Origin of the sequence: Caldimonas sp., assembly GCF_046289365.1 — a bacterium.
Classification (GTDB): domain Bacteria; phylum Pseudomonadota; class Gammaproteobacteria; order Burkholderiales; family Burkholderiaceae_C; genus Caldimonas.
In genome coordinates, this window is the sequence record NZ_JBKBVU010000009.1 from 1 (window position 1) to 17,298 (window position 17,298).

Sequence of the window (17,298 nt, forward strand, 5' to 3'; positions counted from 1 at the left end):
TACAGGGCCTCGGCCTTGTCCTCGGGCAGGGTCGCGGCCTGGGCCGTGCCGGCCGCCAGAGCCAGCCCGGCGGCTGCCCGCAGCGCGCGCGGGCTGCGCGTGCGCCAGCGGGCCATGAAGCCGCGCAGCCAACGGGCGCTGCGCAGGGCGGCGTCAGTTGCAGCCACAACCGCCTCCTTGCACGCCATTGGCGCCACGGCCGCCTTCGCGCACCTCGCGCACGTGTTCGGTGTGGCGGGCCGACAGCGCATCACGGTTCACCTGCATGATCGGATCGGCCAGCCGCTCGCGTTCATAGGGCTTGACCCAGGGCTCGGTGGCGCAGGCCGGCAGGAGGGCCGCCAGGGCAAAGACATGAAGGCAGCGCATCGTCATCACTCCTTCAGCAAGGCGCGGATCTGCTGGTCGTAGGTGTTCTCGACGCCGCTGCGGTAGCCGTGGTGCAGGTGGCGCACACGGCCGTCGCGGTCGACGATCACGGTGTAGGGCATGGCCTTGAGGTCGTACTGGCGGCTGACCTTCTTCTCGGCGTCGAAGAGCACGGGGAAGTTCAGGCCCAGCTTGGAGGCCATGCTCGCGGCCTTGGCCGGGTCGTCGTCGATGCTCACGGCCAGCACCGTGAAGCCCGAGGCGCGGTACTTGTCGTACAGGCGGTTCAGGTGCGGCATCTCCTCGCGGCAAGGGCCGCACCAGGTGGCCCAGAAGTTCACGAGCACCACGTTGCCGCGCTGCTCCTGCAGGCGCAGGTTGGGGCCCTGGAGCGTGCCCAGCGTGAAGTCGGGCGCGGGTGCATGGGGCTGGGTGGCAAAGGCCGGTGCGGCCAGCAAGAACGCGGCCAGGGCCACCAGGCGGCGGAAGCTGGGGAGGGGGTGCATGCAGGACTCCAAGGCGTACACGAAGCGCAGGTCAGAAGAACAAGCTCAGGCCCAGCGTGAGCTCGAGGTTGTGGGTGCTGCGGCGCTCGCCCAGCAGGTCGAAAGAGAAGATGTGGTCGCGCAAGTCGAGTTGCAGGGCCGAGCGCTGGCCGAGCAGGAAGCGCGTGCCCAGGCCGATGTTGATGGTCTGGTTGCGCTGGTCGTCGAGTTCGGTGCTGCCGATGCCGGCGATCAGGTAGGTGACGGTGGCCTTGGCGCGCCTGGCGCCGAGGAAGACCTCTCCGGGCAGGAGGTTGTAGCCCAGCGAGACGTTGTAGTAGCTGAGCGTGGACTTTTCGCTGGAGAACACGCCGCCGGGCAGGATCTGCCGGAAGGACTCGTCGCTGACACGGGCCCGGCCATAGGCCGCCTCGAAGAAGAAGTCTTCAGTGAGGTGGTAGCCCAGGCGCAGGCCCACCACGGGGCTAGCGCCGAAACTGTCGGTGGAATAGATGCCGGCAAACAGCCCGGCGATGAGGTCCTTGGAGGGGATGCGGGGCAGGCGCACTTCGCGGCGCTCGACCTCGGGGACGATGACCTGCTCGTTGGCCGGCCGCTGGGGCTCGCTGGCCTGCGCGGCGGCCAGCAGCGGGGTGAGCAGCAGGGCGGCGGCCAGCAACGCCACGGTGAGCCAGGGATGGAGGGTGGGCTTGGAAGGCATGGGGCGTCCGTTCAGAAGAAGAAGGCCAGGCCCGCGCCGAGGGCGCGGTATTCGATGGAGCGCTCGTCGGCCACGAAGGCGGTGTAGAGGCTGTAGTCGGCCGTGAGCACGAAGCGCTCGCTCAGGTGCCAGCGCAGTCCCAGCGTGGCCTGGCCGAGGTTGGCATCGGTGCGGATGGCACTGACCAGGCTGCTGTTGGGCACGTTCGAGAAACGCCCCACGCCCACGCTGAAGAAGGGCGAGAGCCGCCGGTCGGACCAGGGCTCGGCGGCCAGGCCCACATGCCAGAAGCTCGTGCCCGAGAAACGGCCCTGCACTTGGCCCACGTGGGCGTCCACGCTCAGCGAGGTCGACAGCCGGTAGCCGGCGGTGAGCTTGAGCATGGGCTCGCCGTCGAAGCGCCCCCAACTGCCGCCGGCCAGCATGCGGCGGCTGAGGTAGTCGTCGAGCACGATGTCGCGGAAGGTCCGTGCGCTGCCCGCGGCCGTGAGCGTGCGCTCGAGCTGGCGGCGATGCACCCAGCCTTCCTTGCCGTTGTCCGCACGCACCTGGTACCAGTCGGTGTGGCGCAGCGTGATGGCGACCCACTGATGCCGGTCCACCACATGGAAGATGGGGTAGCCGCGCCCGGGGCCGGTGCGCAACTCGAGGTAGGGGTCGGCCACCTGCACGCGCTCGTAGCCGTCGTCGGCCGCCACGGCGCTGACTTGCGCCGCCGCAGGCACGGCGCAGGCCAGGCACAGCAGGGAGGTCAGAAGGCACTGCGCACGCATCCGGCGCCCAGGTACTGCGAAAGGCATCGGTCGTTTCATTCGGTGTTGCAGGTGCCGGTCTCGGGGTCGGGCGGGGTGAACATGGTGTGGGCCGCGGCGCTGAACTCGTCCTGGCCGGCCGGCATCGGGCGGCTGATCCAGTAGCGGATCAGGCGGGCGTTGGGGTCGTTCTCGTTCTGGAAGATCAGGCCGCCGCCATGCAGCACATTGAGCACCATGGGCTTGGTCAGCAGGCGGCTTTGCAGCGGCGCACCGAAGACCACCTCGCCCTGGGCGGAGTAGAAGTTGCGGTACATCGGCGTGGCGCGCACCGCCTCGGGCGTGTTGGACGGGTCGCTCAGGTCGACCGTCTGCGCTTCGGGCAGCACGCGGAAGGCCCCCCCGGTGCCGGCGCGGTCGTCATGGCAGCCGGCGCTGGCACAGGTGTTGGTCGAGACCACCCCGTTCTGGTCGACCGGCAGCGGCGCCAGGAAGATGGGGTTGATGCACTTCTGGAAGTAGACGAACGACAAACGCTGGCCCGAGGCCCCCGGAGGGTTGGTCACCACGGGGGGGTTGTCCAGCGGGTTGGAGCCGCCGCCGCAGGCCACCAGCAGCGCAGCGGCCGCCGGCGGCAGCCACCGCGGCAACATCGGCCAGGACATCGCAAAGCGCTTCATGGGGTGCAGCCCGATCGGATCCAGTCGGCGATCGCCGTGTAGCCCGCGCTGCCCACCGGCAACACCGCCGGGCCGCTGGCACCAGCCGGATGGGGCGCGGTGGACGGGCGCGACAGCAGCAGGTTGTTCGCGGGGTTGCAGGTGTCATTGATCAGCGTGAGCGTGACGTTGAAGTCGCCCTCGGGATCGCCGGTGAGCACGTAGCGGTTGCCCGCGAAGCTCACCGCCAGGGCCTCGCCCAGCGTCGCGCCGGTGTTGTTGCCGCCGGCCTGGTGGCAGCTCGCACACTGGGCGCGCAGCACGGGGTGGACGCTGGCCTCGAAGGCGCTTTGGCTGAGGATGCGCACCGTGCGCACACCGCTGGCTCCGTTGAAGGGGTCGTTGTAGTACTGGGCGCCCAGGTCCATCCACTCGGCCAGCAGGCGTTTCTCGGCCGCGTTGAGCATCGTGGCGTGGTTCGGGGCCCCCGCCGGCGGGTCGGGGTAGACCGCGCGCGGGCCGGCACCGGCCAGCAGCGTGTGGCCCCATAGGATCTCGGTGAGCCGGCTCTTGCGCGCGATGCCAGCCGTGTTGGCCGCGCTGGAGCTGGCCTGCACGCGCGGCGGCTGGCGCTCCAGCATGGGCACGCCATCGCGGATGCGCGTGACGGGCTGGCCGTTGCCATCGAGCAGCGGGTCGCCCACCAGCAGCTCCTCGTAGGAGGTCATGCGGCCGGTGCCGCCCAGCGTGCCGCGCAGGTCCAGGCGCGTCGGGTCGTTGTGGCAGGACACGCAGGCGCCGGCCGCTCGGGCGCGCTCCCACAGCGGCTGGATGTGCTCGGGATAGTTGATGACCCCGTTGACCGGCGCCGGCGTGGCCAGGTCGTCGGCCGGGTCGGTGTTGCCGGTGTAGCGCACGAGGATGGAAGGACGGGCCGTGTAGCCCCGCGAGGTGTCGGCCCACACGTCGGTGTAGAGCATGTCGGCGACGAGCTGCAGAGCCGTCGGGTCGAGGAAGGTGCGGGTGGAGGACATCGTCTGGCCGCTTTGGTGGGCCGCGACCATGGCCTGACGCAAAGCCTGCGGCTGGTGGTCGACGATGGCGCCCGAGTTCAGCGAGGCACCGCGGCGCGGGCTGTGGCAGCCGTTGCAGGTGCGGCGTTCACCCGGGCGCACCTGGATCCAGTTGGCGTGCGTCTGGAAGGCGCGGCCCTGGGCATCGACCACCGCGAGCGCCAGCGGGATGTCGGCCGGAATCTCGAGCTTGAAGGAGCCGTCGGGCTCGATGGGTGCATAGCCCAGGATCTGCTGCTGTTCGAACTCGGTCTCGCCGATGGCCTGGCGCAGGCCCATCGAGGCCGAGGGCGGCGCAATGGCCCGCGTGGCACGCACGAAGCGCACCGGCGTGCAGTGGTAGGCCGGATCGGCCGGGTCCTTGATGCGGCGCAGGTCGGCCACCTGGGTGGCGGTGCTGGTCGGGTCGGTGTTGGCCGTCATCGCAATGCCGCGCGCGCACCCGGGCGGCAGGTCGTCGGGGACCAGCATCTGCTCGGCCATGCGGCCCAGTCCATCGGTGTTGTAGATGCTGCGCACCTCGATCAGGGCCATGCCGCGGTTGGCCAATGCGGGGTCGATGTTGGTCGGGTCGGCGGCCTGGGGCTCGGGGCGGGCCTGCAGGGCGATCGGGTCGGTGTACATGAAGCCCGGCGGCGGCGCGGCGACGATGCGCCAGGTCTGGTTGGCCGGGTTGAACATGTAGATCGCATAGTTGGGCGGCACGTTGTCCTGCAGCTCGTCGGACTGCACCGCCTCCATCGTGCGGCTGCGGTCGGACAGGCGCGCAATCTCCTCGCTCGTGAGGGTGCTGCACGACACCGTGCGGCCGGCGCGCGTGACCTCGCAGGGGCGGTAGGCCAGCAGCACGCGGTCGGTGCCGTCCCACAGCGGGTAGGGCGTGGTGATGCGGCCATGCAGCGACAGGCCGCGGTCCATGTTCAGTTCCTGCGCCGTCACCTGCACCTGCCCGCCGCGGGTGGGCACGGTGGTGTTGGCCGGGGTGTTCTGTTCGGAATAGTTGGCCGCGTCGATGAACATCAGCGCGCCGCCTTCGTCGGTGCGCTGCAGCGGCATCAGCGAAGAGGCCAGGAAGCCGGCATAGCGGCCGCGCGGGTCCATGTCGCGCGGGTGCAGGAAGCTGTTGCCCGGGCTGTGGGCGCCGTAGAGCACGAAGGTGTCGGTGCCATCGGGCTTGGAGCGGAAGATCGCGAAGCGGTTGCGGTCGGCCATGTGCTCCCAGCGCGAGTACATGATGTCGCCGTTGGGGCGCACCACCGGGTTGCGGTCGTGGCTCTGGTTGAAAGTGATCTGCTCGATGCCGCTGCCGTCGGCCTTCATCGTGTGCAGGTTGAGCACCCGCTCGCGCTCGTATTCGTCAAGAGCAAAATAGGGGCGGCCCAGAGCCTGGTCCTGCGAGGACTTGTGCTGGCGGTTCGACGCGAACACGAAGCCGCGGCCGGCCGGCAGGTAGTAAGGGTCGACGTCGTCGTGATCGGGGGAATCGGTGATGCGCCGGAAGCTGCCGCCCGCCAGCCCCCCGGTCGTCATGTCGTATTCCCAGATGTTCCAGCGGCCCGTGCAAGCAGGCTGGCCGTCGATCGTGGACGTGTTGCTGCGCGGGCAGCGCATCGAGAAGACGATCTTCTTGCCGTCGTAGGACACCTCGGGGTCGGACACATCGCCCTGCCCCTGCGTGAAGCGGCGCGTGAGGTTGATCTCGCGCGCACTCGGCGAGGAACGCTCGCGCAGCATCAGATCGCCGCCGGGGGCGAAGGGGCTGCCGTTGGTGGGGTCCATGCGCACGCTGCTGGAGCGCATCACGTAGGCGATGGGCACGTCGCCCTCGACCGTGACGTCGTCACCGTCACCGCCGCTGCCGCTGCAGGCGGCCAGGGCCAGCAGCGCCAGGGCCAGGACCGGGGTCTTGCGTTTCATCAGGTGCTCGTGGGTGTGCATGTTCTTCTCCTGAGAAGCGGCCTCATGAGCCGTCGGACGCTTCGATCGGTGGCGCGACGGGGTCCCAGCCTTGCAGGCCGGCCGACACCTGCAGATGGCCCCGCGCATCGACGACCACCGCATCGGCGCCAGGCTGGGCCTGCACGAGCGCGAGTCCGCGCTCGACGCCCATCACGAACACACATTTCGACAGCGCCTCGGCGCTCAGCCCGTCCGGGGCGATCACCGTGACGCTGTGCACGCCGTCGGGTGAGCGGCCCGAGGCCGGGTCGATCAGGTGATGGTGGCGCCGGCCCTGCGCGTCGATGAAGTAGCGCTCGTAATCGCCCGAGGTGGAGATCGAGACGTCCTGCAGCGGCAGCACCGCCGCGGGGACGTCGGTGCGGCGCGGATGGCGGATCGCCACCGTCCAGGGGCGGCCGCGGCGGTCGCCCAGCACCCGGCTGTCGCCGCCGGCGGCCACCATCGCATGCCCGATGCCCAAGGCACGCAGGCGGGCCACCGCGCCGTCGACTGCATGGCCCTTGGCAAAGCCGCCCAGGTCGATACACATGTCGGGGCGGGCAAAGCGCAGCGTGCGCCGCGCCGGGTCGAGGTCGAGGTATTGCCAGCCCACCGCCTGGCGGGCCCGCGCCAGCGCCGCCTCGTCGGGGCGGCGGCCGAGGCGGTAGTCGTAGAGCCGGCCCACGGCGGCATAGCTGATGTCGAAAGCCCCCCCGGAGCGCGCCGACCAGGCCAGCGCCTGTTCGATCAGCCGGTACATCTCCTCGCTCAGCGGCACGGCCCGTCGGCCGGCCTCGCGGTTGATGCGCGAGAGCTCCGAATCCGCCCGGTGCGGGCTCATCGCGGCGTCGATGCGATGCATCTCGGCCATCACGGCCGCCAGCGCCGCCTGGGCCTGGCGCTCGTCATCCGCCCACAGCTCGGCGCGGATGCGCGTGCCCATGATGGCGGCCTCGCGCACCCACCAGCGGCCGCTGGCGATGCGGCGCGGCGCGCGCGTGTAGGCGCCCAGGCGTTGGCGATGGCTGGCGCTGAGCAAGCCGACAGACATGACTCCCCTCCTCGTGATCGCGCTGCGACGCAAACGGCATGCCACCGTTGCGTTGCGGCCCGCGCGACGCCCCCCCGGCAGCCCCCGTGAACAGCCCTGGGGCGCCTGGAATTCAGCGGATCTTAGGGAGCGCCACGACGGCGATGTAGGCGAAACCGGGCCGCCTGAGACAAGCCTTACAAGCTGTCACACCTTCGACGGGCCGGGCGTGAACGGCTCGGCAGCTCGTTGCAATTGGCAACAAGATCGACGGCAGTGGTCGGTGTCGATGGGTGCGCCTCCTGCCGAAGCAAGGAGAGCGCCGAAGGCTGTCAAGGCGAGGAGGGAAAATCCTCCATGTCGTGCGGACTCAATCGATCTGAAAGCCGGTGGCCTGGACCACCGCCGCCCAGCGCCGGGCTTCCGCATCCATCAGGGCCTGGGCTTCCAGCCGGCTCGTGCCGCGCACGGTGAAACCGGCTTCTTCCAAGCTCTTGCGCACCGCAGGCGTTTGCAGCGCCGCCACGACCTCGCGGTTGAGTGTGTCGAGCACGGCCGGGGCAGTACCCGCCGGCGCGAGAACGGCGAACCAGGCCGAAAAGTTCAGCTCGGGCCACCCAGCTTCGGCCAAGGTGGGCACCTGCGGCAGTAAGGCCGAACGCTGGGCCGCCGTGGTGCCCAGCGCACGCAGCTTGCCCGCCTTGACCTGGGCCGCGGCCAAGGCCGTGCTGACGAAGGCCGCCTGCACCGAGCCGTTGAGCAGCGCGCTCATCGCATCGCCGGTGGCGCGAAAGTGCACGGGCTCGATCGCAAAGCCCGCCTGACGCGCGAACATCTCGGCGCCGAAATGACCGGGCGTGCCTGCGCCGAAGGTGGCGAAGTTGAACTTATTCTTGTCCGCACGCGCAGCGCCAACCAGGGAGGCCACATCGGCATGGGGCGATGCCGCTGGCACCACCAGCACGAAATCCGCGCGCACGACCTCCGACACCGGCGTCAACTCCTTGGCCGGCTGATACGGCAGCTTGCGATGCGTGGCCGGCGCAATGCTGATCGACCCCACCTCGCCCAGCAGCAAGGTGTGTCCATCCGGCGCGCTCTTGGCCACTTGCTGGGCGGCGATCTGCCCGCCGGCGCCGGCCACGTTGTCGATCACGACGCTTTGTTTGAGGGTCTCGGCCAGGCGCTGCCCGAGGGCGCGGGCGACGATGTCCGGCCCCGTGCCCGGCGGAAAGCCGACGACCAGCCGCACAGGCCGTTGCGGATAGCTTTGCGCCCAGGCCGCGGGTGCCCAGGCGAACAGGGCGGTGGTCAGCAGCGGGGCCAACAGCGTGGCCTGCCAGACAGTGCGGCGCAGCATGGCAGTCGTCTCCTCTCGTGATATGGGGCCGCCAGTGTGCGCCGCGCCGTGCTTTGCCCTTGTCATCCCTGAAGACGACAAAGCACGCCAGCGGCCTCAGTCGCGCAGGGCGGCGAACAGCTCGCTCTTGAAATGCAGCCCCAGGCGCGCAAAGGCGCGCGCCCGGTAGGTTTTGACGGTGGCCACCGACACCCCCAAGTCGGCAGCGATGCCCTCGTAGCTCCAGCCGCGCAACAGACGCTCCAGCACATCGAGCTCGCGCGCCGTCAGCCCCGGACAGCGGGCCTGCAAGCGCTCGCGCGGGCTGTCGGCGCGCGACTCGGCGCGCCATTGGAGATGCCGCTTGACGCAGGCCAGCAGACACGGCGCCGCGTCGATGAAGTGATCGAGCTCCCGGCCATCGAAGCAGCCTTGACCTTGATGGTGATAAACATTGAGCGCCAGCACCGAGCCGTCGGGCTGCCGCTCGGCAACCGACAAGCGTTCGACCATGCCGTGGCGGCGGTAAATGGCCTCGCGGTGCAAAGCGCTGGGCGCCTCGTCGGCATGCATGCACAGTACCACCGCGCCAAAGCCGTGGCGGGCGCGCACCGCATCGAAGCTGGCGTCGGCGCGGTACAAGCCCAGGTCGCGGTACAACGCAAAACACTCGCCCGTGTGGTCCTGCGCCTGGCGGCTGGCCGAAAGATGCAGGCGCGGCGCACGCCCAGGCCACAGCTGATACACCGCCCAGGACCCAGCCACCAAGCCGGCCTGGATCGCCTCCAAGGCCACACGCGCAAAGTCCGGGCGGCCCAAAGCCGAGATCATCGGCTCGATCATCGCCGGTCCCGCGCGTGGCGTGGCCGCCAGCGACGGCAGCGCCCAGACCTTCATCGCGGTGGCGCCGTCATCCTCACGGATGACGAGCCTGGGGACACTGCGGCCCTATCGTGACCGGCTCTCAGACTTCGCGCGCGCCCCCTATGTCCATGACGCCCGCTCCATTTGCCCCTGCTGGCGCCCATCCCGGACTGATCTTCATGGCCCAAGTGGCATGTGAGGTCGGCCCACTCACCAGCTTGGGCCCGTGCCCCAGCGGCGAACGCCGCTTCGTTCCCTTGCACGGCGGCACCGTGCAAGGCCCCGAGCTCAATGGCCAGATCGTGCCCGGCGGCGTGGATTGGCAATGGGCCCGCGCCGACGGCGTGCTGGAGATCGCCGCCCATTACGCCTTGCGACTGCACGATGGCGCTTTGGTCGAAGTGCGCAGCGAAGGCTTGCGCCACGGCCCGCCTGAGGTCATGGCCCGGCTGGCGCAAGGACAAGATGTGCCGGCCGACGCCTATTTCTTTCGCACGCTGATGCGCTTCACCACGGGCGCGCCGCACTGGGCGCACCTCAACGCGGTGATGGCCGTGGCGAGCGGACAGCGGCAGGCGCATCGGGTCGTGCTGGACGTGTACCGATTGACGTGACAGGAGGCCGCGCCCCCGCACGGCCCAATGCTTATGTTATGTAAGCATTGGGCCGTCCCCATCGGCGCTTACCCGCATGCGCCCGGCCCCAGGCTCGGCGGCCGGCTGCGCGCTTCAGCGCAAACGCCCGACGTAGCGCTGCTCGATCGGTGCCGCACGCCGATGGGCCAGCGCACTGGGCGCAGACAAAGCCACCTCTTCGGCCGCCGGGGGTTTGGGTCGCGCACCGGGCACCGCACGTTCGAGCTTGTCAGCCCAGGCCTGCAGTTCGGCATCGGCCTGCGCGCGGCACAGGCGGACGATCTCTTGGGCGTAGCTCGCGTCGACGGCCATCCACTCGGTGTCTGTCACGCGCCCCAATTTGCGGCGCAACAGCACATGCAAGTGCGCGGCAATGGCCAGACGATCATTTTCCGAAGGGCTTGCGTTCACGCTCGGACTCCTGCATGGGGATACGCCCACCCTGTCTAGCAAGCGGCGCGCCAGCCCCCTTCAGGCACCAGCCCCCCCCGCCGGGCACCTGCCCGGCGCCCTGGGCATCAGCGCCGGTCCATCGGGCAGGTGTTCACGCCCAGCAGGCTGTACAGCGGACACACCCGGAACAAGCCCGTCAACAAGGGCACCACGCCGATGTAGCCCCACAGCCCCACGGTGTTCGTCGCCGCCAAGGCGATCAACACCAATCCCACGGCGATCCGCGCGATGCGGTCGATCCCGCCTACATTGGCTTTCATGCGGCACGCTCCTTTACACCCTGCCGAGGGTGTTCCTTGGACGAAGGCTTTCAGTGTGCCCGGCGCTTCGCGGCGAACCTTGATCGACGTCAAAACCGGCTGCTGCCAGACGGAATGCACACCGCGCCGCGGGGCTGGGGCTCGCCCTGCCCCACAGATCCGCCGGCTCTGTTTACATTTAAAGGCACAAGCCAGCTGTTCGTTCACTCATTGCGCCTTGAGCCCCCGTCCCGCCAGTCCTGCCCCCTCGATGACGGCCGAGGCTTTGCTGGCGGCCATCGAACAGGTACAGCGGCAATTCATTGAAGAAGCCAATCTGCGCTGCGCCTTCGATCGCTTGCTGGAGGTCTTGTTGCGCATGACCGACAGCGGGTATGGCTTCATCGGCGAGCTCTGGCACGAGCCGGGCCAGGCCACGCCCGCCTTGCGCATGCTGGCGATCTCCGATATCGCCTGGGACGACGCCTCGCGGCAGATGATGGCCTTGCATCACGAGGGCCGACTGGTCTTCCGCGCCCTCGACTCCCTGTTCGGGCGGGTGATCCAAAGCGGCCAGCCGGTGCTGTCCAACGATCCCCGCCAGGATCCGCGCTCGGGCGGGCTGCCGCCCGGGCACCGGGTGATGGACAACTTCCTGGGCCTGCCCTTCTTCCGCGGCGACGAACTGCTGGGCATGGTCGGCGTGGCCAACCGGCCCGGCGGCTACGACGATGGCCTCGTCCAGACCCTGCAACCGCTGCTGTCCACCTGCGCGGCACTGACCGTGGCCGCCCGCAGCGAGGCGGGCCGGCGCCAGGCCGAGGACGCCCTGCGCCTGAGCGAGGCGCGCTGGCAGTTCGCCCTGGAAAGCGCCGGCGACGGCGTGTGGGACTGGGACCACGAGCACGACCGCGTGTACTACTCGCGCGTGGGCCTGGCGGTGCTCGGCTATGCCGAGGGCGATGTCGGCCCCGGCATCGCCGACTGGGAGGCGCTGATCCATCCCGACGATCTGCCTGGCTGCCGCGCGGCGATCCGGCGCCACCTGCGCGGCGACGCCCCGATGATGCTCAGCCGGCACCGGGTGCGCGCGGCCGATGGCAGCTACCGCTGGGTGCTCCTGCGCGGCAAGGTGATCGACCGCGGGCCCGACGGCCGCGCCCGCCGCTCGGTGGGCATCATCACCGACATGAGCGCCACGTTGGCGCAGCAGGCAGCCACCGATGAGGCGCTGTCCAAGCTGCGCAAGCTTGCACGCCAGGCCCCCGGCGTGCTCTACCAGTTCCGGCTCCACCCGGACGCTCGCATGAGCTTCCCCTATGCCAGCGACAACTTCGAAGCCCTGTTCGGCGTGCCTCTGGCCGAGGTGCAAGACGATGTGATGAAGCTCATCGAGCGCGTGCACGACGAGGACCGCCCGGGCCTGATCGCGTCCATCTTCGAAGCCGGCGCTGGTGTGCAGCCCTGGATGTACGAGTTCCGCTACCTGCACCACGACGGCTCGGTGCGCTGGGTGCTGGGGCATTCGAGCCCGGAGCGCGAGGAGGACGGCAGCGTGCTCTTTCACGGCTTCCTCACCGACACCACCGAGCGCAAGCACATGCAGGCCGAACTGGCCCGGCTGGAGGACGCACGGCGCGCCCGCGCGGCGGCCGAGGCGGCCAATCGGGCCAAGACGCTCTTTCTGTCGCACATGAGCCATGAACTGCGCACCCCGCTCAATGCGGTGCTGGGTTTTGCGCAGCTCCTGCGCGACGACCCGGGCCTGAACCTGCCGCCGTCACGGCGCCAATGGGTGGAGCACATCCATGCGGCCGGCCAGCACCTGCTGGGCATGATCACCGACCTGCTCGACCTCACCCGCATCGAAGCCGGGGCCTTGCTGGTGCGCCGGGAGCTCGTGCCGCTGGACGATGTGCTCGACGAATGCCTGAGCATGCTGCGGCCCCAGGCCGGCGCGGCGCGCGTCCTGTTGCACGCCCCGCCCCCCGGCGGCCTGAGGGTGCAGGGCGACCGCCAGCGCCTGCGCCAGGTGCTGCTCAACCTGGTGGGCAATGCCATCAAGTACAACCAGCCCGGGGGCCAGGTCTGGGTGCACGCGCAGGCCGGGCCCCACCGCGTCACCGTGTCCGTGCGCGACACCGGGCCGGGCATCGCGCCCGAGCGCCTGGGCGAACTCTTCACCCCCTTCAACCGCCTGGGCCGTGAGCACGGTCGCATCGACGGCGCCGGTGTAGGCCTGGCGCTGTCCCAGGGCCTGGCCCGGTTGATGGATGGGGAGATCCGCGTGGACAGCCAGCCCGGCCAAGGCAGCACGTTCACCCTGGACTTGCCGACTGCGCCCTATCCTGAAAATTGATTCGATCAATTGGAATCAGAACTCCAACAGCGTCAGACTATTCAATAAGACGCATTCGCAACGGAGTTCCTCATGGTCAAGACTGTTTGTTTCGGTCTGATGCATTTGTCCATCGCCTTCGGGATCGGCTATGCGCTCACCGGCGACGTGGCCATTGCCGGGGCGATCAGCCTGCTGGAGCCGCTGGCCAATACCGTGGCCTTTTACTTCTTCGACCGCTACTGGGGTCATCCGGTGTGGGGAAGGCTATGCGGCTGTGCGGGCGCTCACTTTTCTCGCGGCCGCCAACCCGATAAGCTCTGCTCCCGCCCGGCACCGGCGCGCTGAGCCTAGGGGCCGCCCGCCCCCCTTGGCGGCGGCGGACCGAGACCGTCGCTGTCAGCCACTGACTGACGGCACGGTCGGGCGGACTCTGCTAAGGTCGGGCCAATGCATTGGCCTCAATGTAATGGGCGTCCGATCGCCCTCTTTCTCGATTTCGACGGCACGCTGGCCGACCTGGCCGCCCAGCCGCAGGACGTGCGCATCGAACCCGGCTTGGTGGAGCTGCTCGGCCGGCTGCACGAACAGCTCGACGGCGCGTTGGCCATCGTCACCGGCCGCCCGGTGGACGACATCGACCATTTCCTGGCCCCGCTGCGCCTGCCGGTGGCCGGCATCCACGGGGCCCAGGGCCGGCAGCCCGATGGCCGGCGCTGGCAACTGGCCGCCCCGGCGCTGGCCCCAGTCGAGGCGGCTGCGCGGGCCTTGCAGGCCGAGCACCCCGGCCTGCAGCTCGAACGCAAGGCGGTGGCCTTGGCCTTGCACTACCGTCATGCGCCCGAAGCGGCCGACGCCTGCCGGCAGCGCCTGGCCGAGCTGGTTGCCGCGCAGCCGGGGCTGGAGCTGCTGCACGGCAAGTGCGTGTTCGAGGTCAAGCCCGCGGGCGTCCACAAGGGCCATGCGATCGAGCGCTTCCTGGCCGAACGGCCCTTTGCCGGCCGCGAGCCCGCCTTCGCGGGCGATGACCTCACCGACGAGGCCGGCTTCGAGACCGTGCTGCGCCTGGGCGGCCAGGCCTGCAAGGTCGGCGAGGGTCCGAGCTGCGCCCCACGGCGCCTGGCCGGCCCGGCCGAGCTGCACCAGGCCCTGGCCCAGTGGTCGCGGCACCTGGCGGGCCGCACCGAAGGGAGCGCGGCATGAAGGGATTCGCCCCCCCGGCCCCGCCCTCGCTGCGCCTGGGGGTGATCGGCAACTGCGCCTACAGCGCGCTGATCGACGAACGCGCCCGCATGGTGTGGTGCTGCCTGCCCCGCTTCGACGGCGACCCGGTGTTCAACGCCCTGCTCGACCCCTCCGAGCGCGGCAGCGACTGGGCCTTCGAACTCGAGGATTTCGCCTCAGCCGAGCAGGCCTATGTGCCCAACACGGCGATTCTGCGCACCGTGCTCACCGACACGCACGGCCAGCGCCTGGAGATCACCGACTTCGCGCCGCGCTTCCAGTCGCGCTCGCGCTATTTCCGGCCGATGACGATGGTGCGCCGTGTGCGCCCCCTGGTCGGCGCGCCGCGCCTGCGCGTGCGCCTGAACCCGCGCTTCGACTGGGGCCGGCGCTCGCCCGCGCTCACCCAGGGCAGCAACCACCTGCGCTTCGTGGGCGACAGCCTGACGCTGCGCCTGAACACCGACGCCCCGTTGTCCTACGTGCTGTCGCAGCAGCCCTTCGTCGTCACGCGCGAATACAACTTCCTGCTGGGCCCCGACGAGACCCTGGCCGAGGGCATTGGTGACACCGCACGCCATTTCGAGCAGGAGACCGCCGCCTACTGGCGCCACTGGAGCCAGCGCCTGCACATCCCGCTGGAGTGGCAGGACGCGGTGATCCGCGCGGCCATCACGCTCAAGCTTTCACTGTTCGAGGACACCGGCGCCATCGTTGCCGCGATGACCACCAGCATCCCCGAGGCGCCGCACAGCGGCCGCAACTGGGACTACCGCTACTGCTGGCTGCGCGATGCCTTTTTCGTCGTGCGCGCGCTCAACAGCCTGTCCGAGGTGGGCACACTGGAAGACTACCTGCGCTGGCTGTCCAATGTCGTCGCGCAGGCCCGCGGCGGACACATCCAGCCGCTGTTCGGCGTGGGCCTGGAACGCGAGCTGCCCGAGTCGCTGCTGGACCACCTGCCCGGCTATCGCGGCATGGGCCCGGTGCGCGTGGGCAACCAGGCGGCCGAACACTTCCAGCACGACGTCTACGGCAACGTGGTGCTGGGCGCCGCCCAGGCCTTCCACGATGCACGCTTGCTGCACCGTGCCGGGCGGGCCGAGTTCGAGCACCTCGAAGCGGTGGGCGAGCAGGCCGTGCGCGTGTTCGACCAGCCCGACGCCGGCATGTGGGAGCTGCGCACCCGTGCCCGCGTCCACACCTCCTCGGCGCTGATGTGCTGGGCCGCCTGCGACCGCCTGGCCAAGATCGCCCTGACGCTCGGGCTCAGCGATCGCGCGGGCTACTGGTCTATGCACGCGAAGCGCCTGCGCGAGCGCATCCTGGCCGAAAGCTGGAGCGAGCAGCGACAGGCTTTCGTCGAGAGCTTCGGCGGACGCGACCTGGACGCCAGCGTGCTGCTGATGGCCGAAGTGAACTTCATCGACCCGAAAGACCCGCGCTTCATCGCCACCGTCGATGCGCTGGAAAAGCACCTGTGCGACGGCCCCTACATGCGCCGCTACGAAGCGGCCGACGACTTCGGCAAACCCGAGACCGCCTTCAACATCTGCAGCTTCTGGCGCATCGACGCGCTGGCGCGCATCGGCCGCAAGCCGCAGGCCCGCGAGATCTTCGAGGCCTTGCTGGCCACGCGCAACCCCCTGGGCCTGATGTCGGAGGACACCCACCCGCACACCGGCGAGCTCTGGGGCAATTACCCACAGACCTATTCGATGGTGGGCATCATCAACGGCGCGGTGCGCCTGTCCGCGCCCTGGGACAGTGTCGTATGAGCCGCCTCGTGGTCGTGTCCAACCGCGTGGCCGACCCGCGCAAGAGCGCCGCCGGCGGCCTGGCCGTGGCGCTGGGAGAGGCCCTGAACGACACCGGCGGTCTGTGGTTCGGCTGGAGCGGGAAGATCGTCGAGCCTGGCCAGCCCGAGGGCCGCGGCCCGCAACTGCAGCGCGCGGGCCGCGTCACGCTGGCCACGGTGGACCTCTCGCGCGAAGACCATGACAGTTACTACCTGGGCTACAGCAACGGCGTGCTCTGGCCGGTGTTCCACTACCGGCTCGACCTGGCCGACTTCGACGCGGGCTACATCGCCGGCTACCGGCGCGTGAACCGGCTGTTCGCGGGCAAGCTGATGTCGCTGCTGCAGCCCGACGACCTGATCTGGGTGCACGACTACCACCTCATCCCGCTGGCGGCCGAGCTGCGCGCGATGGGCTGCACGCAACGCATCGGCTTTTTCCTGCACATCCCGCTGCCGCCGCCGCAGATCCTGGCGGCCATCCCGCAGCACGAATGGCTCATCCGCGCCCTGTTCGCCTACGACCTGGTGGGCTTCCAATCCACCATCGACGTGCAGCACTTCTCGCGCTATGTGCGCAACGAGGCCGATGCCCAGGTGCTGGGCGAGGACCGCTACCGCGCCTTCGGCCGCACCACGATGGCCCAGGCCTTTCCCATCGGCATCGACGTGGACGAGTTCATGCGCCTGGCCCATGCCCGCGAGGCCTGCGAGACCTATGACACCATGCGCGAGCAGTACTCGCGCCGGCGGCTGCTGATCGGCGTGGACCGCCTCGACTACTCCAAGGGCATCCCGCACCGTGTGCGCGCCTTTCGCGAGCTGCTCCAGCACTACCCCGAGAACCGCCACAGCGCCACGCTGATCCAGATCGCCTCGCCCACGCGCGAAAGCGTGGACGCCTATGCCGACATCCGCCAGGAGCTCGAAGGCCTGTGCGGCGCGATCAACGGCGACTTCGGCGACCTCGACTGGATGCCGGTGCGCTACATCCACCGCACCGTGGCGCGCAAGCGCATCCCCGGCCTGTGCCGCGCGGCCGACGTGGGCCTGGTCACGCCGCTGCGCGACGGCATGAACCTCGTGGCCAAGGAGTACATCGCCGCACAGAACCCGGACGACCCCGGCGTGCTGGTGCTCTCGCGCTTTGCCGGTGCGGCCGAGCAATTGAAGGAGGCGCTGCTGGTGAACCCCTACGACGTGCACGGCACGGCGCAGGCCGTCCAGCAGGCGCTGCGCATGCCGCTGGAAGAGCGCCAGCGCCGCCATCAGGCCCTGCTGGCGCGCATCCGCGAGCACGACGTGCACTGGTGGCGCCGCCGTTTCCTCGACACCCTCGCCCAGGCTGGCGACTGACCCTCATGGAAAGGAGTGTTCC

Annotated in this window: 17 protein-coding genes; 6 read left to right on the forward strand and 11 right to left on the reverse strand. The window is 69.7% G+C overall.

Annotated elements, in window-relative coordinates:
• Positions 1–153 precede the first annotated feature (153 nt).
• From ACK42S_RS01810 to ACK42S_RS01850, 9 genes are all read right to left on the reverse strand, one after another.
• Entirely contained in the window at positions 154–369 is a 216-nt protein-coding gene (locus tag ACK42S_RS01810) for a DUF4266 domain-containing protein (protein WP_409702633.1), read from the reverse strand.
• A 5-nt stretch (positions 370–374) separates the two neighbouring features.
• Positions 375–875: a TlpA family protein disulfide reductase gene (locus ACK42S_RS01815; RefSeq protein WP_409702635.1), complete on the reverse strand. Its 501-nt coding sequence runs from the start codon at positions 873–875 to the stop codon at positions 375–377.
• A gap of 31 nt (positions 876–906) precedes the next feature.
• Positions 907–1,575: an outer membrane beta-barrel domain-containing protein gene (locus tag ACK42S_RS01820; RefSeq protein WP_409702637.1), complete on the reverse strand. Its 669-nt coding sequence runs from the start codon at positions 1,573–1,575 to the stop codon at positions 907–909.
• 11 nt (positions 1,576–1,586) lie between these two features.
• Positions 1,587–2,387 (reverse strand): SH3 domain-containing protein, encoded by an 801-nt coding sequence (locus tag ACK42S_RS01825; RefSeq protein WP_409702639.1) that lies wholly within the window; start codon positions 2,385–2,387, stop codon positions 1,587–1,589.
• Entirely contained in the window at positions 2,384–2,992 is a 609-nt protein-coding gene (locus ACK42S_RS01830) for a hypothetical protein (protein ID WP_409702641.1), read from the reverse strand. Before ACK42S_RS01830 ends, ACK42S_RS01825 begins: the two co-directional genes overlap by 4 nt.
• Before the next feature lie 11 nt (positions 2,993–3,003).
• Positions 3,004–5,997: a hypothetical protein gene (locus ACK42S_RS01835; RefSeq protein ID WP_409702643.1), complete on the reverse strand. Its 2,994-nt coding sequence runs from the start codon at positions 5,995–5,997 to the stop codon at positions 3,004–3,006.
• Between the two features lie 22 nt (positions 5,998–6,019).
• Positions 6,020–7,051 (reverse strand): FAD:protein FMN transferase, encoded by a 1,032-nt coding sequence (locus ACK42S_RS01840; protein WP_409702645.1) that lies wholly within the window; start codon positions 7,049–7,051, stop codon positions 6,020–6,022.
• Between the two features lie 349 nt (positions 7,052–7,400).
• Positions 7,401–8,390: a Bug family tripartite tricarboxylate transporter substrate binding protein gene (locus tag ACK42S_RS01845; protein WP_409702647.1), complete on the reverse strand. Its 990-nt coding sequence runs from the start codon at positions 8,388–8,390 to the stop codon at positions 7,401–7,403.
• A gap of 96 nt (positions 8,391–8,486) precedes the next feature.
• Positions 8,487–9,266 carry a helix-turn-helix transcriptional regulator gene (locus tag ACK42S_RS01850; protein WP_409702649.1) on the reverse strand — a complete coding sequence of 260 codons (780 nt, stop codon included), beginning with the start codon at positions 9,264–9,266 and terminating at the stop codon, positions 8,487–8,489.
• 95 nt (positions 9,267–9,361) lie between these two features.
• Here ACK42S_RS01850 and ACK42S_RS01855 point away from each other — a divergent pair, with 95 nt between their 5' ends.
• A complete protein-coding gene (locus ACK42S_RS01855; RefSeq protein ID WP_409702650.1) occupies positions 9,362–9,847 on the forward strand; it encodes a DUF3237 domain-containing protein in 486 nt (161 codons plus the stop codon).
• Positions 9,848–9,961: 114 nt separating this feature from the next.
• Here the strand turns inward: ACK42S_RS01855 and ACK42S_RS01860 are convergent, their stop codons facing one another.
• Together ACK42S_RS01860 and ACK42S_RS01865 are read right to left on the reverse strand one after the other, a co-directional pair.
• Positions 9,962–10,279 (reverse strand): hypothetical protein, encoded by a 318-nt coding sequence (locus ACK42S_RS01860; protein WP_409702652.1) that lies wholly within the window; start codon positions 10,277–10,279, stop codon positions 9,962–9,964.
• A 107-nt stretch (positions 10,280–10,386) separates the two neighbouring features.
• Positions 10,387–10,581, reverse strand: a complete 195-nt coding sequence (locus ACK42S_RS01865) for a DUF2892 domain-containing protein (RefSeq protein WP_409702654.1) — start codon at positions 10,579–10,581, stop codon at positions 10,387–10,389.
• Positions 10,582–10,798: 217 nt separating this feature from the next.
• Between ACK42S_RS01865 and ACK42S_RS01870 the strand changes: the two genes are divergently transcribed.
• The 5 genes from ACK42S_RS01870 to otsA all read left to right on the forward strand — a co-directional run bounded on the left by ACK42S_RS01870 (position 10,799) and on the right by otsA (position 17,276).
• Positions 10,799–12,919, forward strand: a complete 2,121-nt coding sequence (locus ACK42S_RS01870; protein WP_409702656.1) for a PAS domain-containing protein — start codon at positions 10,799–10,801, stop codon at positions 12,917–12,919.
• Positions 12,920–12,991: 72 nt separating this feature from the next.
• Entirely contained in the window at positions 12,992–13,246 is a 255-nt protein-coding gene (locus tag ACK42S_RS01875) for a DUF2061 domain-containing protein (protein ID WP_409702658.1), read from the forward strand.
• Between the two features lie 102 nt (positions 13,247–13,348).
• Entirely contained in the window at positions 13,349–14,101 is a 753-nt protein-coding gene (gene otsB, locus ACK42S_RS01880) for a trehalose-phosphatase (protein WP_409702660.1), read from the forward strand.
• Positions 14,098–15,900: a glycoside hydrolase family 15 protein gene (locus ACK42S_RS01885; RefSeq protein ID WP_409702662.1), complete on the forward strand. Its 1,803-nt coding sequence runs from the start codon at positions 14,098–14,100 to the stop codon at positions 15,898–15,900. The genes otsB and ACK42S_RS01885 overlap by 4 nt, the downstream gene beginning before the upstream one ends.
• Positions 15,897–17,276, forward strand: coding sequence for an alpha,alpha-trehalose-phosphate synthase (UDP-forming) (gene otsA, locus ACK42S_RS01890; protein ID WP_409702664.1), 1,380 nt, complete (start codon positions 15,897–15,899; stop codon positions 17,274–17,276). Before ACK42S_RS01885 ends, otsA begins: the two co-directional genes overlap by 4 nt.
• The last annotated feature ends 22 nt before the right edge of the window (positions 17,277–17,298 follow it).

Coding starts and splice junctions, on each gene's coding strand:
- ACK42S_RS01810 (WP_409702633.1), bottom strand. CDS start 369: ATGCGCTGCCTTCATGTCTTTGCCCTGGCGGCCCTCCTGCCGGCCTGC.
- ACK42S_RS01815 (WP_409702635.1), bottom strand. CDS start 875: ATGCACCCCCTCCCCAGCTTCCGCCGCCTGGTGGCCCTGGCCGCGTTC.
- ACK42S_RS01820 (WP_409702637.1), bottom strand. CDS start 1,575: ATGCCTTCCAAGCCCACCCTCCATCCCTGGCTCACCGTGGCGTTGCTG.
- ACK42S_RS01825 (WP_409702639.1), bottom strand. CDS start 2,387: ATGAAACGACCGATGCCTTTCGCAGTACCTGGGCGCCGGATGCGTGCG.
- ACK42S_RS01830 (WP_409702641.1), bottom strand. CDS start 2,992: ATGTCCTGGCCGATGTTGCCGCGGTGGCTGCCGCCGGCGGCCGCTGCG.
- ACK42S_RS01835 (WP_409702643.1), bottom strand. CDS start 5,997: ATGCACACCCACGAGCACCTGATGAAACGCAAGACCCCGGTCCTGGCC.
- ACK42S_RS01840 (WP_409702645.1), bottom strand. CDS start 7,051: ATGTCTGTCGGCTTGCTCAGCGCCAGCCATCGCCAACGCCTGGGCGCC.
- ACK42S_RS01845 (WP_409702647.1), bottom strand. CDS start 8,390: ATGCTGCGCCGCACTGTCTGGCAGGCCACGCTGTTGGCCCCGCTGCTG.
- ACK42S_RS01850 (WP_409702649.1), bottom strand. CDS start 9,266: ATGAAGGTCTGGGCGCTGCCGTCGCTGGCGGCCACGCCACGCGCGGGA.
- ACK42S_RS01855 (WP_409702650.1), top strand. CDS start 9,362: ATGACGCCCGCTCCATTTGCCCCTGCTGGCGCCCATCCCGGACTGATC.
- ACK42S_RS01865 (WP_409702654.1), bottom strand. CDS start 10,581: ATGAAAGCCAATGTAGGCGGGATCGACCGCATCGCGCGGATCGCCGTG.
- ACK42S_RS01875 (WP_409702658.1), top strand. CDS start 12,992: ATGGTCAAGACTGTTTGTTTCGGTCTGATGCATTTGTCCATCGCCTTC.
- otsB (WP_409702660.1), top strand. CDS start 13,349: ATGCATTGGCCTCAATGTAATGGGCGTCCGATCGCCCTCTTTCTCGAT.
- ACK42S_RS01885 (WP_409702662.1), top strand. CDS start 14,098: ATGAAGGGATTCGCCCCCCCGGCCCCGCCCTCGCTGCGCCTGGGGGTG.
- otsA (WP_409702664.1), top strand. CDS start 15,897: ATGAGCCGCCTCGTGGTCGTGTCCAACCGCGTGGCCGACCCGCGCAAG.